Origin of the sequence: Dyella sp. 2RAB6 (assembly GCF_052115385.1) — a bacterium.
Taxonomy (GTDB): domain Bacteria; phylum Pseudomonadota; class Gammaproteobacteria; order Xanthomonadales; family Rhodanobacteraceae; genus Dyella_D.
Genome location: NZ_JBFRGP010000018.1, coordinates 52,541 through 68,665, shown reverse-complemented (window position 1 = coordinate 68,665; position 16,125 = coordinate 52,541). Strand labels below are relative to the sequence as shown.

10 protein-coding genes and 2 pseudogenes are annotated in these 16,125 nt (G+C 67.7%); 7 read left to right on the top strand and 5 right to left on the bottom strand.

Going from position 1 to position 16,125, the window contains the following annotated elements; translation table 11 throughout:
* Positions 1-301: 301 nt before the first annotated feature.
* A pseudogene (locus AB4083_RS19280) lies at positions 302-1,249 on the bottom strand (IS110 family transposase); the annotation flags it as partial.
* 263 nt (positions 1,250-1,512) lie between these two features.
* On the opposite strand from AB4083_RS19280, the gene AB4083_RS19275 reads away from it, so the two are divergent.
* Positions 1,513-1,791 carry a hypothetical protein gene (locus AB4083_RS19275; RefSeq protein WP_441610078.1) on the top strand — a complete coding sequence of 93 codons (279 nt, stop codon included), beginning with the start codon at positions 1,513-1,515 and terminating at the stop codon, positions 1,789-1,791.
* 202 nt (positions 1,792-1,993) lie between these two features.
* Here AB4083_RS19275 and AB4083_RS19270 read toward each other — a convergent pair whose 3' ends face one another.
* The 3 genes from AB4083_RS19270 to AB4083_RS19260 all read right to left on the bottom strand — a co-directional run bounded on the left by AB4083_RS19270 (position 1,994) and on the right by AB4083_RS19260 (position 4,530).
* Entirely contained in the window at positions 1,994-2,530 is a 537-nt protein-coding gene (locus tag AB4083_RS19270; protein WP_441610076.1) for a pseudouridine synthase, read from the bottom strand.
* Between the two features lie 9 nt (positions 2,531-2,539).
* Positions 2,540-3,436 (bottom strand): class I SAM-dependent methyltransferase, encoded by an 897-nt coding sequence (locus tag AB4083_RS19265; RefSeq protein ID WP_441610074.1) that lies wholly within the window; start codon positions 3,434-3,436, stop codon positions 2,540-2,542.
* 167 nt (positions 3,437-3,603) lie between these two features.
* On the bottom strand, positions 3,604-4,530 hold the full coding sequence (locus AB4083_RS19260; RefSeq protein WP_441610072.1) for a LysR substrate-binding domain-containing protein: 927 nt from the start codon (positions 4,528-4,530) through the stop codon (positions 3,604-3,606).
* 107 nt (positions 4,531-4,637) lie between these two features.
* On the opposite strand from AB4083_RS19260, the gene AB4083_RS19255 reads away from it, so the two are divergent.
* Both AB4083_RS19255 and AB4083_RS19250 read left to right on the top strand, forming a co-directional pair.
* Entirely contained in the window at positions 4,638-4,838 is a 201-nt protein-coding gene (locus AB4083_RS19255; RefSeq protein WP_441610070.1) for a hypothetical protein, read from the top strand.
* Positions 4,839-4,914: 76 nt separating this feature from the next.
* Complete coding sequence (locus AB4083_RS19250) at positions 4,915-5,859, top strand: aldo/keto reductase (protein ID WP_441610068.1); 945 nt, start codon at positions 4,915-4,917, stop codon at positions 5,857-5,859.
* A gap of 156 nt (positions 5,860-6,015) precedes the next feature.
* On the opposite strand, the gene AB4083_RS19245 is transcribed toward AB4083_RS19250, so the two are convergent.
* Positions 6,016-6,801 carry a TatD family hydrolase gene (locus tag AB4083_RS19245; protein ID WP_441610084.1) on the bottom strand — a complete coding sequence of 262 codons (786 nt, stop codon included), beginning with the start codon at positions 6,799-6,801 and terminating at the stop codon, positions 6,016-6,018.
* 505 nt (positions 6,802-7,306) lie between these two features.
* On the opposite strand from AB4083_RS19245, the gene AB4083_RS19240 reads away from it, so the two are divergent.
* From AB4083_RS19240 to AB4083_RS19225, 4 genes and pseudogenes are all read left to right on the top strand, one after another.
* Positions 7,307-8,938: a S8 family serine peptidase gene (locus AB4083_RS19240; protein WP_441610066.1), complete on the top strand. Its 1,632-nt coding sequence runs from the start codon at positions 7,307-7,309 to the stop codon at positions 8,936-8,938.
* A gap of 603 nt (positions 8,939-9,541) precedes the next feature.
* Positions 9,542-9,961, top strand: a complete 420-nt coding sequence (locus tag AB4083_RS19235) for a post-PEP-CTERM-1 domain-containing protein (RefSeq protein ID WP_441610064.1) — start codon at positions 9,542-9,544, stop codon at positions 9,959-9,961.
* Entirely contained in the window at positions 9,958-11,964 is a 2,007-nt protein-coding gene (locus AB4083_RS19230) for a PA domain-containing protein (RefSeq protein WP_441610062.1), read from the top strand. The genes AB4083_RS19235 and AB4083_RS19230 overlap by 4 nt, the downstream gene beginning before the upstream one ends.
* 187 nt (positions 11,965-12,151) lie before the next feature.
* Positions 12,152-15,826: pseudogene (locus AB4083_RS19225) on the top strand (ESPR-type extended signal peptide-containing protein); the annotation flags it as partial.
* Positions 15,827-16,125 lie beyond the last annotated feature (299 nt).

Genomic DNA, 16,125 nt, shown 5'->3' with positions numbered 1-16,125 from the left:
GCCAGATCATACGTCATGTATGGACGCCTCCCGTTTGGCAAGATCCTTGGCTGTGTGATGAAGCAACAGGACACGGTTGCAGTTATGTATTCGGCCTGTAGTTGCAGGCCTTATGCCTGCTGGCCCTGATGGAATTCGCTGACCCGCGCCTCATTACTCGCTTGGACTTGAAGTCCTGTGCCGTATCCAGGCTTGGCGGATCACGGTCCGACCTGTTTGGCCATCACTTCGTTACGAACCTTGCGCAACCTTGAAAAGAACCTTCCGCCGTCAAAAGCGGGACATCCGTGTTGTGGCCCATCTAGGCCGGGTGACTCGCATATCCAGGCTGATAGAGCCGCCGATGGGCGATGAGTGCCCATAGCGTGCGCGCGATCTTGTTGGCGAGTGCTACCGCTGCGACGTTGATCGAGCGGCGCTGAAGGATGGCCGACATCCATGGCGATGGCTTTTGGCTATGCACCAGCACCGAACGCGCCCCATGGATCAGCAAGGTCCGCAAGTAGGTGTCTCCCCGCTTACTGATGCCCAAGAGTTTCACGTGTCCGCCCGAGCCCGTTTGTTGCGGCACCAGGCCAAGCCAAGCGGCGAACTCTCGGCCAGAATGGAAAGCACGCGGGTCGCCCATGGTGGCCACAGCCGCCGTGGCGGTCAGCAGACCCACGCCGGGGATCGCAGCGATCCGTTGACAGTCTTCATCGCTTCGATGCCAGAGGTGCAGCCTGCGCTCAATATCGGCGATATGGCTTTCCATCTGGCCAATGCGCGCGTATTGCTCGCGCAGGGTCTCGATCAGCACCGTAGGCAATCGATCAGTCAGTCGCCCGAGCACCAAGGGAATCGCCTTGGTCAGCGCAGCACGACCTTTAGGCATCACCTCGCCGTACTCGGCCAACAGACCGCGTAGCCCATTCATCTGCGCGGTGCGGAACTTCACCAGTTGCTGGCGCATCCGGTGCAGCGCCAGCACGGCCTGCTGAGCTTCGGTCTTCACGGCCACCGCTCGGATACCGGGTTGCTGCACCGCCATCCAGATCGCACGCGCGTCAGCGGCGTCGTTTTTGTTGCCTACGGCAAACGGCCGCACCTGCTGAGCAGGAAGTAGTCTGACGGTATGCCCCATAGCCATCAGCCGACGCGCCCAATGCTGTGCTCCGCCGCAGGCCTCCATGCCAATCAGGCAGGGTCGCCGATTGGCGAAGTAGTCCAAGAATTTCGCACGCTTAATCTGCAGACGGATCAGCTCGCCTGGCCCACATCGCGGACACGGTTGAAGAACCGCGGCCTAAGAGTTTTCGCAGGAATTATTCCGAGCCGTCCTACCCGGCACGTCGCCCTGCGCGACGGCGAAAACGGCTGACGCCGCAACCCACTTCATCAATCAAGCCGCCCGGCGCCCAGTCTTTGGGCCGTCGGTGAATCTTCGAGTCCGTAAGGTCGGCGGCACGTCGTGCTGTTTGGCGGCGTGCCGTTTTAGGAAACGAAGATGCGGCGCCTGGCAAGGAGTTGCTTATGGATACCTTTGGCGAACCGTGGATCACCCGCCACGTGAATTACTTCTCCGACCCCGATGCGGGGCCGGACGCGCTGTTGAACGATGCCACCGAGTGGCTGCAGTTCGCATACAACGCCATTCGGCTGTTGGCGGAGCTGGTCGACGAGCATGGCAGTGTCGATGCGCAGCGCCTGCCGATCATGTTGGAAAGCATCACGGCATTTATCGAAATGGGCACGCGCTGCGCGACGCAGGCGCATCTGCGGATGCAGTGGCTGCAGTTGCAACCGGCGTAGGTTGGGGTGAGCAAAGCGACTGCGAAGGCAGGATGCCGTAGCGAACATCCGCGTAGCGGATGGCCCGAAGGGCGGGCTGCTGATGCAGCCCGTAACCCCAACAGTGCGATACATCGGTCACCGCAATGTTGGGGTTCGCCTGCAGCTCACCCCAACCTGCGCCTGCGATTTCGCTCGTCATTCGGGCCTGCGTCGGAATCGGCTAAGGCGCGAGGACTCGCGTCCCGCCCGGCGCCAACCCATCCAGCGCATACCCACCCACACTCACCCGTATCAAGCGCAAGGTCGGAAACCCCACCGCCGCCGTCATCCGCCGCACCTGCCGGTTGCGCCCTTCGCGCAGGGTCACGCTGATCCAGCTGGTGGGGATGCTTTGACGGAACCGCACCGGCGGATCGCGCGGCCACAGCCATTCCGGTTCGGCCGCATGCTCGGCTCCCGCGGGCAAGGTCGGCCCATCGTTGAGCGTCACGCCGCGCTGCAACTGCGCCACCGCGTCGTCGGTGATCGCCCCGTCGACCTGCACCAGATACGTCTTCGGCTGCTTGTGCCGCGGGTCGGTGAGCTGGTGCGCGAGGCGCCCGTCATCGGTCAGCAGCAGCAGGCCTTCGCTGTCGAAATCGAGCCGCCCCGCCGGATACACATCCTTCTGCCGCACGAATTCGGCCAGCGTCCGCTTGTCCCCGTCGGGACTGAACTGGCACAGCACGTTGAACGGCTTGTTGAGCGCCAGCAGCATGCGCCGCGCTCAGTGCGCGGCGGTCTGCGCCGGGGCTTCCGGTTTGACGAAGCGCAGCGTCATGCGGTCGGACTCGCCGATCGCCAGGTACTTGGCCTTGTCCTGCTCGCCGAGGGTGAGCGTCGGCGGCAGCGTCCACACGCCCTTGGGGTAATCCTTGGTGTCCTTCGGGTTGGCGTTGATCTCGCTCTGGCCTTCCAGCTTGAAGCCGGCGTCGGTGGCGAGCTTGATCACGTAGGCGGTGGGCAGGTAGCCGCTTTCCTTCACGTCTTCGAGCTTGGCGCCGTCGGCGGCGCGATGGTCGGCCACGCCGAGCACGCCGCCGGGGCGCAGTGCGGTGTAGAAGGCCTTGAACATGGTGGGGGCGCTGTTGTCCTCCACCCAGTTATGCACGTTGCGGAAGGTCAGCACCATGTCGGCCTTGCCGGCCGCGCCGAAGGCGGGCGCCTTGGGGTCGTACTCGATGATCTGCGCCTTGCCGTAGTGCTCCGGGTCGGCCGCGAACTTCGCGCGCAGGCCGCCGTCGCCGGCTTCGTTGCCGGACTTCTTCACCGCGGCGGTGTAGCTGCCGTTGTCCTTCAGCAGCGGAGCGAGGATCTCGCTGTACCAGCCGCCGCCGGGGGTGATCTCGATGACTTTCAGGTCCGGGCGGATGCCGAAGAACTGCAGCGTGCCCTTCGGGTGCCGATAGACGTCGCGCGCACGGTTCTTCTCCGAGCGCCAGCTGCCGGCCAGCACGTTGTCGAGCTGGGCCGAGGTGAAGTCGTTGGCGCTGGTGGGGGGCACCAGGCCGCCGGCCGGCTGGTCCTGCTGCGCGTCCAGGGCGGCGGCGGGCAGGGAGTTGCCGGTACAGGCGGCGAGCAGGGCGGCGGCGAGCACGGGGGCGAAGTGGCGGATCGTCGGCATGGGGGCGTTTCCGAAAGGTGCCTGTTGGAGGCTAGCACGCGTTTTCGTGCTGGCCATGTATACGTTTGGTCGATGGACAGTGAGTGCGGCGTGTAGGTAGGGAGGTTTCGGAACCTGGCCCGCCAACGCCCAAAAAAACGCCGGCCCTGGCGGCCGGCGCGCGCATTCTAAGGCAACGCGGCACGGGCGGCAGCGCGGCGGCTCGACGCATCGGCCATGTCCCGCGCATAGGCCTCGGCCTCGCAGCGGATCCAGTCACGGAAGATGCGCAGGCCGGCGTGCTCCAGCGAACGCGGCGGATACACCAGGTAGTAGGCCTCGGTGATCGGCAGATAGCGCTCGCCCAGCACGTGCAGCAGCCCGGCCGCGACCAGCGGACGCGCGGTGACCATGCGGCCCAGCGCCACGCCCATGCCTTCCAGTGCGCCGCGCTGCAGGGCGTCGGTGGTGTCGAACTGCGCCACGTAGCGCGGCGGCGGCGTGCCGCCGAACACTTCGAACCAGTCGCGCCAGCGATTGCCCGGGTCGCCCAGCAGCGGCCAGGCGCCGAGATCGTCCGGGTCGGCATCGCGCATGCGTTCCAGCAGGGCGGTGGAGGCCACCGGCGCGATCCACTCGCCGAACAGATGCTCGCTTTCCACGCCCTCCCACACGCCGCGGCCGTAGCGCACGGCGGCATCGACCGGATCGCGCTCGAAATCCACCAGCAGCGAGCTCGATTGCAGATTGAGCTCCAGCTCCGGATGCGCCGCCACCAGCCGCGCCAGCCGCGGCACCAGCCAGCTGCTCATCACGCCGGGGCTGGCGCTGAGGGTGAGTGCTTCCTCGCGGCGGCAGCGATAGCTGGTCATCGCGCGGTCGATGCCTTCGAAGTGATGGCCCACCGCTTCCAGCAGCCGGCGGCCCTCGGCGGTGAGCTGCACGCCGCGCGGGCCGCGGTCGAACAGCTTGCGTTCCAGGCGCTGCTCCAGCTGGCGGATCTGGTGGCTGAGCGCGCTGACGGTGAGGTTGGCCTGCTCGGCCGCACGCGACAGATTGCCCAGCCGCGCGGCGCTGACGAACTGCTGCAAGAGGTCCAGCGAGATCCGTGCCATCTTGAATATCCCTCAAGTCTGGCTTGCGAATATATCGCTTTGTCGCGGCCTGGCGGCTGTCTATCTTGAACAAACCGCCAGATGGCGGAGACCACCGGGAGGCTGCCATGAGTTCGATCTGGAACGACCTGCTGTTCCTGCACGGCCATATCGCCGACGCCAAGCTGGCGCGCCGCCTGGCCGCGGCGCCGGAAGCCGAGCAGAAGCCGCGCGAAGTGCGGTCGCGCAAGGAAAAAGCAGCACGCACGCGGCATGTCGACACCGCGCGGATCGCGGCTTGCGGTGGCGGAGCCTGTACGCCGACTTGAATTGGCTCGAACGGGGCGGCAAGTTTCCTGGAGGCGCCCACGGCGCTCCCACTTCCCCGCTACAGGAAACGCCGCCATGCAACACCGCCGCCTCGGCCGCTCGGAACTCTCCATCGCCCCGCTCGCCTTCGGCGGCAACGTGTTCGGCTGGAGCGTCGACGAAAAGCGCTCGTTCGAACTGCTGGATCAGTTCGTCGACGCGGGCTTCAACCTGATCGACACCGCCGACGTGTATTCGGCGTGGGCGCCCGGCAACCGCGGCGGCGAGTCGGAAACCATCATCGGCAAATGGCTCAGGCAGAGCGGCAAGCGCGAGCGCGTGGTGATCGCCACCAAGGTGGCCAAGTGGGTGGAGCACCGCGGCCTGGCGCCGCTGAATATCCAGCAGGCGGTGGAGGGTTCGCTCAAGCGCCTGCAGACCGACCATATCGACCTGTACCAGGCGCACGAGGACGACGCCAGCGTGCCGCTGCATGAAACCCTCGGCGCGTTCGGGCGGCTGATCGAGCAGGGCAAGGTGCGCGTGATCGGCGCTTCCAACTACAACGCGGATCGGTTCGCCGAGGCGCTGGCGGTTTCCGCCCGCCACAACTTGCCGCGCTACGAGAGCCTGCAGCCTGAGTACAACCTGATGGTGCGCGGCGCTTACGAGAAGGAGCTGGAGCCGCTGGTGCTGAAGGAGCAAGTTGGCGTGATCAATTACTACGCGCTGGCCAGCGGGTTTCTCAGCGGCAAGTACCGCAGCGAGACGGATCTGGGCAAGAGCACGGCGCGTGCCGGGGCGGTGCAGAAATTCCTCAATCCGCGCGGTTTCGGCGTGCTTGCGGCGTTGGACGAGGTGGCGAAGGCGCATCGCGCGACGCCGTCGCAGGTGGCGTTGGCGTGGTTGATTGCGCGGCCGGGGATTACGGCGCCGATTGCGAGTGCGACGAGTGTGGAGCAGCTCAATGAGCTGCTGGGGGCGGTGCGGGTGCAGCTGAGTGCGAATGAGATTGCGCAGATCGACGCTGCCAGCGCATAAACCGAAGGAACCCTTCTCCCTCCGGCGACCCGAAGGTAGTCCCCGTGGGAGAGAAGGTGGCGGCAGCCGGATGAGGGTACGGGCGGAGTGAAGCTCACCACTCCGCCCGTACCCTCACCCCAACCCCTCTCCCGACGGGAGAGGGGCTTCAAGCGATCACAACCCGAAGAACTTCTCCGCCGTCGCCGTGCTGTTCGCCGCCGTGACTTCCACCGGCTCGCCGCGGTCCCGCGCCACCTCGTAGCAGATATGCCGCAGATACATCGGCTCGTTGCGCCGGTGGCTAGGCTGCGGCTTCACCGTGCGCGGCAGCAGATAAGGCGCATCGGTCTCGATCATCAGCCGGTCGGCGGGAATCTCCTTCACCAGCGCGCGCAGATGCGTGCCGCGGCGCTCATCGCAGATCCAGCCGGTGATGCCGATATGGCAATCCAGCGCCAGGTAGTCGCGCAATGCCTCGCCGGTGTCGGTGAAGCAATGCACCGCCGCCGCCGGCACCCGGTCGCGATAGCGGCGCAGCAGGGCGAGGAAATCCTCGTGCGCGTCGCGCTGATGCAGGAACAGCGGCTTGCCCAGCTCCGCCGCGATGCGCAACTGGCGCTCGAACACCTCAAGCTGCACCTCGCGCGGCGAATAGTTGCGGTGATAGTCCAGGCCGGTCTCGCCCACCGCGCGCATTTCCGGGTGGGTGTGCAGCTCGCGCAGCAGCGTGTCGGTGGCGTCGTCGTAATCCACCGCATGGTGTGGATGCACGCCGGCCGTGGCGTACAGCTCGCCGGGGTAGCGGCGCGCCAGTTCCAGCGCATGGACGCTGGCCTCGCGCGAGGCCCCGGTGACCACCATGCGGCTCACGCCGTGCTCGCGGGCGCGCGCCAGCACCTCGTCGAAGTCGTGGCGGAAGGATTCGTGGGTGAGGTTGGCGCCGATATCGAGCAGGTGCATGGGGGCTGGGGTCACAAAAGCGTGCATTGTCTCCGAGCCCTCAAGCAGGAGCAAAGCTAAGCCCCTCTCCCACCGGGAGAGGGGTTGGGGTGAGGGTACGGGCGGAGCGCAAGAGTGAGGCGCACCACTCCGCCCGTACCCTCATCCGGCTGCCGCCACCTTCCTCGCTCCTCAAAGCCGGGCACATCCCTGTGCCCTCCCCGCGTGCTCCCGGAGGGAGAAGGCCTTCAACCCCCCAAGGTCAATGCGCATTTGGCGCGAATCGATCCCCCCTCATCCGAAAAATTCCTACGAATTAATGTGCGCCGTCGACATTTCCTTCGGATTTGTCTTGTTAGCGTGAATCCGGGTCGGCCAGTTCCGGTTGACCCATTACCCGATCGGGGGAGGACGGGCCTGCGGGCCCGGCGGTCGAATTGCGTGCTCTGGGGAGGGCGCGCCGGCCGGACACTCACGGGGCACCTCCGCTCAATCCATCCAGACCAAGTAGATAGAGGGAGTTCGAATGAATCGTTCGCATATGAAGCTGCTGGCCGCCTCGCTCGCCCTGGCCCTGGGCCTGCCCGCCACGGCCATGGCCGCCGCCGACATTGCCGGCAACACCCGTTTCGATCTCAGCTCGGTACAGGAAAGCGCAACCTACGACCGCTTCGTCGTGGTCTACCGCGACGGCAGCACCGAGCGCGGCAATGCCGGCGCCGCGGTGCAGGCGATGTCGGCCGCGGCCGGCAAGGCCAGGCTCACCGACACGGTGAAGTTCGGCGGCCGCGCACTCGGCCTCAACTACAAGCGCAAGCTGGCCAGCGGCGGTGATCTGGTCACCACCTCGCGTCATCTGAATGCGGCGGAGACGCGCCAGTTCGTGCAGCAGATCGCGGCCGACCCGGCGGTGGAATTCGTGCAGCCCGACTACATGCGCCAGGCGCTGGACAAGCCCAGCATGGTGCTGCCGCAGGGCGCGGCGACCTTCACCACGCCGAACGACCAGTACTACACCAAGTACCAGTGGGACTACCTGCCGGCCGGCGGCGCGGCGTTTGCCGACGCCAGCCTGGGCAGCAACGTGGCCAACTGGGGCGGCGCCAATATCCAGCAGGCGTGGAGCCTGGCCGACGGCACCGGCGTGGTGATCGCCAGCCTCGACACCGGCGTCACCAACCATCCGGACCTCGACCTGACCCTGGCCAGCGCCGGCTACGACTTCACCAGCACCGCGCTGGTCTCCGGCCGCAGCGCCGACGGCCGCGCGGCCGGTGGCTGGGATCTCGGCGACTGGACCACCGGCAGCAAGTACCTGGCCAGCAACGGCGGCTGCGTGGATTCGACCCACCCGGCCGAGGACAGCAGCTGGCACGGCAGCCACGTGTTCGGCAGCGCCGGCGGCGAGAAGACCAACAACAGCACCGGCATGGTAGGTACCGCCTTCGGCGCGAAGGTGTTGCCGGTGCGCGTGCTGGGTCATTGCGGCGGCTACGACAGCGATATCGCCGACGCCATCACCTGGGCCTCGGGCGGCCACGTCAACGGCGTGCCGGACAATGCCAACCCGGCGAAGGTGATCAGCATGAGCCTGGGCGGCAGCGGCACCTGCACTTCGAGCAGCGTGACCGGCAAGGCGATCAGCGGCGCGATCGGCCGCGGCGCCACCGTGGTGGTGGCGGCGGGCAACAGCAATGCCAACGTGTCCGGCTTCTCGCCGGCCAGTTGCCCGGGCGTGGTCGCGGTGGCGGCCACCGGCATCACCAGCCGCCGCGCGTTCTATTCCAATTATGGCAAGGGCATCACCCTGGCCGCGCCGGGCGGCGGCGTGTACACCAACGACGGCTCCAGCGGCACGCAGACCACCAGCGGCTTCATCTGGTCGACCATCGACTCGGGCACCACCACGCCGTCCGGTTCCACCTATGGCGGCATGGCGGGCACCTCGCAGGCCACGCCGCATGTGGCCGGCACGGTGGCGCTGATGCAGAGCTATCGCCTGTCGCTGGGCAAGGCGCTGTTGAGCTCGACGCAGATCACCTCGCTGCTGAAGTCCTCGGCGAGTGCGCCGCACGTGGCGGCCAGCGGCAGCAAGCCGATCGGCGCGGGCATTCTCAATGCCTATGCGGCGGTGCAGGCGGCCGGCGCGCAGCCTTGAATTGATCCCGGGTTGTCGACCAAAGAGGGAAGGCCGGCGCTTGATGCGCCGGCCTTTTTTTCTTGCCCAAGCGGGTGCGTTCTAGTGAACAAGAAATTTCGCAATTTCTTATTGACGCGCGTAAGAAGGCACTGATAGTTTCGTCAACGCGTCAAACATTTGACGCACGCATCACGCATCGCAAAGGACGTGTCGCATCTAAGGAAGCATGGCGGGGGCCATGTGCACTTGTCCGATCGAAGCGCAACGCTATCGAGGGGAAAACACATGGCACATGTGCAAGGGCCGCTGGCGGCCTTGGGGATGCTTCGTCTGAATTCCGGCCATCACGGCCGATGGCGATTACGCACGCGCTAAGCCTTTCGTCCTGAGCCACGGCTGCCTTCCACGGTAGCCGCGGACGGCTATTCGTTCGACCACCACGCAGCGAAGGCGCCAGCCCTCGGCGGACGCGTGCGGCCGCTCGAAACCCCTCGCTCACACCGACACCGCAGGCCGGGCGTATGCGTGCGGCCATCAAAAAAAGTCGGCGCCGGCAACCGCTGCCTGCGCTGTTGTTCGCGGAACCGGCCGACGGTTCCGCCGCCTATGGGAGGAGTACAGATGGAAAGCACGGGAAAGATCCAGGCCATGGGCCTGCTGCTGATGGCGGTGTTCGCCACGGCCAGCATGGCGGGGGAGGGACGCACGGCCGCGCCGGCGTCCACGCAGAACCAGCAGGTGACGTTCCGCGATCCGGCCACCGGCCGCACGCGTGCGCCGACCGAGGCCGAGCTGGCGGAGCTGTCGCGCATCGCCGCGCAGGAAGCCGCCGCGCAGCCGTCCACCGGCCCGCTGACCGAAGCGGACGCGCGCGCCACCATGCGCAAGGTGCGCCTGAGCACGGGACTGGAAGTCACCGTGATGGACGTGCCGCAAAGCCTGGAAACCTCGGTCGTCGCCGAACGCGGCGCCGACGGCAAGTACCACGTGCACCACGCCGGCGATCAAACACCTGCCGCTGCGCAGGAGGTGTCGCAATGATCGCCCGCAATACCTTGCTCAAGGCCTTGCTGGCCACCGGCCTGCTCGGCCTCGCCAGTGCGGCGGCCGCGGCGGATATCCGCATCATCAATCTCGACGCCGGCACCGGCAAAGGCCTGGACGATCCGACGCCGGTCGCGCCGGTCGGCGGCAATCCGGGCGTGACCCGCGGCGAGCAGGCGCGCATCGCGTTCGACTATGCCGCCTCGCTGTGGAGCGCCGTGCTCAAGAGCGGCGTGCCGATCGACATCAACGCCACTTTCCAGAAGCTCGCCTGCACCGCCACCAGCGGCACGCTGGGCTCGTCGCGCGCGCTGTCGATCACCGCCTTCAGTGCCACCAACCTGCCGGCCGGCGCCAAGGCCGACACCTGGTATCACATCGCGCTGGCCAACACCCTGGTCGGCGAAGACACCAATCCCACCACCGCCGACGTGCAGATGCAGTTCAACGGCGCGATGGGTACGCCCGGTTGCCTCGAGGGCATGCAGTGGTACTTCGGCCTGGACGGCAATGCGCCGGCCGGCCAGTCCAACTTCCTCAACGTGATGCTGCACGAGATGGCGCACGGCCTGGGCTTCTCCGGCTTCAACAACCTCACCACCGGCAAGCCGCTGCTGGGCAACGACGGCGTGGCGCGTCCGGACATCTATTCCAGCTTCGTCTACGACAACGGCAAGGGCAGCAAGTGGTATGACATGTCCGACGCCGAGCGCGTCACCTCCGCCTTGAACGATGGCCACCTGGTGTTCACCGGCGCCAAGGTGAAAGCCGATGCGCCGCTGGCGCTGGGTACGCGCGCCGCGCTGATGGTGAGCGCGCCGCAGGCAGTGGCCGGCGAATATCTGTACGGCCAGGCGCAGTTCGGGCCGGCGGCCAGCGTGGCCAATTTCAGCGGTACCGTGGTGCGCGCCGCCACCGGCGCCAACGCCGAAGGCTGCGCGGCGTTCGACAACGCCGCCGACGTGGCCGGCCATCTGGCCCTGGTCGATCGCGGCACCTGCGGCTTCGCGGTGAAGGCACGCAATGCCGAGGCGGCGGGCGCCACCGGCATGATCATCGCCAACAACCAGGCCGGCAACGACCTGATCACGCCGGTGGGCGACGGCGGTGCGCCGATCAATATCCCGGTGATCGCGATCTCGCAAAACTCCGGCATCGCGCTGAAGGCCAACCTGGCCGGCCTGACCATCGCCATGAACACGGTGCCGGCCGGCATGGATGCGGCGGGCAACGTGCAGATCTACGCGCCCAAGACCCTGGTCGTGGGCTCGTCGTTCTCGCACTTCGACACGCGCCTCTCGCCGAATGCGCTGATGGAATACGCCGAAAGCGCGGACCTGAAGGGCCATATCGACGTGGACCTGACGCCGTCGCTGTTCATCGACGAAGGCTGGCGCGTCAACGGCGGCAGCCAGCTGCTGCGCACTTGCGACACCGGCGTGCCGGCCTGGGTGCCGGGCGGTGTGATCGTCGGCGCCAACATCTCCGCCGAGGCGAAGAAGCTGGCGAAGGCCGCGGCCACCGTAGGCGATTACGCGGCGGCGATCCGCGCGCACGCGGCCAAGCTCGCCACCGACGGCCTGCTCACCGCGCCGCAGGCGAGCAGCCTCAACGTCTGCCTGAGCGATGCGGAAATCGCCAAGCAGTACGACAACTGGCGCCAGGGCGGCACCGGCAGCCCGGCGGTGGTGGACATGGCCAATAGCCAGACGCTGACCGGACAGGCCGGCGCGGCGGGCAGCGAGCGCATCTACACCCTGGTCGTTCCGGCCAATGCGCGCACGCTGAACATCCGCACCTTCGGCGGTTCGGGCGATGTGTCGCTGTACGTGAAGGCCGGTGGCGAGCCGACCGCGGCCAGCAACGACTACCGCTCGGTGCACGTCGGCAACAGCGAAACGGTGGTGGCCGCACGGCCCGCGGCAGGCACGTATTTCATCAAGGTGGCGGGCGACAAGGCCTACGCCGGGGTGAGCGTGCAGGCCAGCTACAGCCTGTAATGGCGGTCCGGCATCGCGGGCGCCGACGGTGCCCGCGATGCCGTTTTCCATGGGAACGCAAGCGAGCGACGCCGCCATGGCCTCGCTCGGCGAACGCTTCAGCGGCAAGGGCCGCGGCGCGCACAAGCGCCGCCGCGCGCCATGGCCCGAACGACATCAGGGAGTGCCACTCGTGAACAAGATTTACAGCAAGGTGTGGAATGCATCGCTCGGCGCGTTGGTGGTGGCCAGCGAGTTGGCCAGCACCTGCGGCAGGCGCGGCGCATCCAGGCGCCTGCGCGCCTCGGTGCTGGCGGCACCCCTGGCCGCCTGCATGGCGCTCGCTGCCGCGAGCGGCGCGATGGCGCAGAGCACGACCACCGCCGGCACCGGCGCCGCCGCCAACGGCGAGCGCAGCACCGCGGTGGGCGAGAACGCGCTCGCCGATGCGCAGGACAGCACAGCCATCGGCGCGGGCAGCGCAGCCTTCGGCATCGGCGCGACCGCGCAGGGTGCGAGCAGCATCGCCAATGGCACGGAAAGCGTGGCGGTTGGGTATCGCAGCTTTGCCAACGATGCGAACGGCACGGCGGTGGGTGCCAATGCCAACGCGTTCGGTATCGGCGCGTCGGCGTTCGGCAGCGGCGCCAATACCAATGCGGACTATGCGACGGCGGCAGGCTACGGCGCGGTCGCTTCCGGCAAGAACAGCGCCGCCTTCGGTGCGGGCGCGCAGTCGGCCGGTGCCGGCAGCGTCGCGATCGGCGGCAATGCGGTCGACGAAGACGGTGCGGCCTTGCTGACCGATGCGAGCGGTCAGCCGATCACCGCGGCGGCAACCAGCGCAGGCGTGGGCGGTACGGCAGTGGGCGCCAGCGCGAAGGCGAGTGCGCTCGGTGCGTCGGCGTTTGGCCTGGGCGCGGAAGCCTCGGGTTCGCTGGGTACGGCGCTGGGCACATTGGCAGGCGCGAGCGGCGCGCAATCGGTGGCGATCGGATATGGCTCAGCGGCCACCGCCGCATCGAGCGTGGCGCTGGGCGCCGGCTCGCAGGCGACACGGGCGAACACCGTCTCGGTCGGCAAGGCCGGTGCGGAGCGGCAGATCGCCAACGTGGCGGCTGGCACGCAGGCCACCGATGCGGTGAACAAGCAGCAGCTCGACACGGCGGTGCAGGGCACGGTGGCAAGTCACTACTTCACCGCCGATGGCGCGAAGGACGGCAGCGACGATGCCGCCGCGTTCGGCGTGCACAGCGTGGCTTCCGGTGCGAGCAGCATCGCCAACGGCACGGAGAGCGTGGCGGTTGGCTATCGCAGCTTCGCCAACGATGCGAATGGCACGGCGGTGGGTGCGAATGCCAACGCGTTCGGCATCGGTGCGTCCGCGTTCGGCAGCGGCGCCAACACCAATGCCAATTATGCGACGGCCGCGGGCTATGGCGCGGTCGCTTCCGGCTTGAACAGCGCCGCTTTCGGCGCCGGTGCGCAGGCGGCAGGTGCGGGCAGCGTGGCCGTAGGCGGCAACGCCGTGGACGAAGACGGCGCCGCTCTGTTGAACGATGCGAACGGCCAGCCGATCACCATCGCGGCGACCAGCGCGGGTGTCGGCGGCACGGCGGTGGGCGCAAGCGCGAAGGCGAGTGCGCTCGGTGCTTCGGCATTCGGCCTGGGTGCGGAAGCTTCCGGTTCGCTGGGTACGGCGCTGGGTACGTTGGCGAGCGCCAGCGGCGCGCAATCCGTGGCGATCGGTTACGGCGCCGCGGCCAGCACCGCGTCGAGCGTGGCGCTCGGTGCCGGCGCACAGGCGACGCGAGCGAACACGGTCTCGGTCGGCAAGGCCGGTGCGGAACGGCAGATCGCCAACCTGGCGGCAGGTACTCAAGCCACCGATGCGGTGAACAAGCAGCAGCTCGACACGGCCGTGCAGGGCACCGCGTCGAACCATTACTTCACCGCCGACGGCGCCAAGGACGGCAGCGACGATGCCGCCGCGTTCGGCGTGCATGGCGTGGCCTCCGGCGCGAGCAGCATCGCCAATGGCACGGAAAGCGTGGCGGTGGGCTATCGCAGCTTTGCCAACGATGCGAACGGCACGGCGGTGGGTGCCAATGCCAACGCCTTCGGCATCGGTGCGTCGGCGTTCGGCAGCGGTGCCAACACCAATGCGGACTATGCGACGGCGGCAGGTTACGGCGCGGTGGCTTCCGGCAAGAACAGCTCTGCGTTTGGCGCGGGCGCGCAAGCGGCCGGTGCCGGCAGCGTGGCCGTCGGCGGCAATGCAGTCGACGAAGATGGTGCGGCCTTGCTGACCGATGCGAACGGCCAACCGATCACCACGGCGGCAACCAGCGCGGGCGTCGGCGGCACCGCGGTCGGCGCCAGCGCGAAGGCGAGTGCGCTCGGTGCTTCGGCGTTTGGCCTGGGTGCGGAAGCGTCGGGTTCGCTGGGCACGGCGCTGGGCACCTTGTCCACCGCAAGTGGCGCGCAATCCGCGGCGATCGGCTACGGCGCCACGGCCAGTGCGGCGTCGAGCGTGGCGTTGGGCGCGGGCTCGCAGGCGACGCGGGCGAACACCGTCTCGGTCGGCAAGGCCGGTGCGGAACGCCAGATCGCCAATGTCGCGGCCGGCACGCAATCCACGGACGCAGTGAACGTCGCGCAGCTGCAAGGTGCGATCGGCGCAAGCGTCGGCAATGCGCTGATGTACGACGCGGCCGACAAGAGCCAGGCAACCTTGGCCGGTGCGAACGGCACCCGCCTGTCCAACCTCAAGGCCGGTGCGCGGCGCAACGATGCGGTCACCGTCGGCCAGGTACGGGATGTGCTGCGCCTGATCGGCGGCAACGCCGACGTCGATGGCGATGGTGCGCTGGTCGCCGGCACCTTCGGCGTGCAGGGCGGCAGCTACACCAGCGTGTTCGATGCGATCGGCGCGCTCAACGGCTCGGTGAGCAACATCTACGCCGGCATCGGTGATCTGAACAACCGCCTCACCGCGCTGGACCAGCGCGTCACCACCGGCGACGGCAGCTTCGGCGGCCGCCTCGCCGTGGACGGCTCGGGTCCGGCCAGCGTCGCGACCGGCTCCAAGGGCGTGGCGCTCGGTGCCGGCGCCGCTGCCGGCGGCGATCACGGCACGGCGATCGGCAGCGACAGCTATGCCGCCGGCCCGAACGACACCGCGATCGGTGGCAATGCCAAGGTCAATGCGGATGGCAGCACGGCAGTGGGCGCGAACGCGACCATCGCCGCGGTCGCCACCAACGCGGTGGCGGTCGGCGAAAGCGCCAACGCCTCGGCCGCCTCGGCGACCGCGCTGGGCCAGGGTGCCAGCGCGAGCGCTGCCGGCGCGGTGGCGCTGGGCCAGGGCGCGGTGGCGGATCGCGCGAACACCGTGTCGGTGGGCAATGCCACGACGCAGCGGCAGATCGTCAACGTCGCCGCCGGCACGCAGGCGACCGACGCGGCCAATCTCGGCCAGGTGCAGGAAGCGCTGACCACTGCCAAGAGCTACGCCGACACCGGCGACCGGCAGACACTGACCCAGGCCAAGGCCTACACCGACCAGAAGCTGGGCAGCTTCGCCAGCAGCAGCGATCTGAGCGCGCTGCGTGAACAGGTCGACGGACAGTTCCGTTCGGTCAACACGCGGGTGAGCCGGGTCGGTGCGATGGGCACCGCGATGGCGCAGATGTCCTTCAGCACGCAGGGCATCAATACCGAGAATCGCGTCGGTGTGGGTGTCGGCGGCTACCGCGGGCAGGCTGCCTTGTCGGTGGGTTATTCCAGGCAGTTGTCGCCGCGGGCGAATCTGACATTCGGTGCGGCGGTGGCGGGTGGCGGGGAAAGCTCGGGTGGCGTCGGTCTGGGCGTCGGCTGGTAACGCCGTGTAGTCGAGCCGCGGGATATTGCGTAGTCCTTGACTGACGCTACAACCTGTTTTAACCGAAGGCCGGTGCTCTATGCGCCGGCCTTTTTTTCTTGTTCGTCCAGTTTCATTGAGAATTGTCCGAATGTCAGCGAATGGTGAAGCCGTTTCAGCATTTCGCTGCCAATAATAAGGCGGCCACCCGGCTGCGGTCCGGTGTGGACATCGAGCGTTCTGTTCCCCCAGGCGGCCGAATACCGCAACGGTAGCCTGAAGCCTCCAACCGTTCCCCCGACCACCCCGATGGCGCCGTC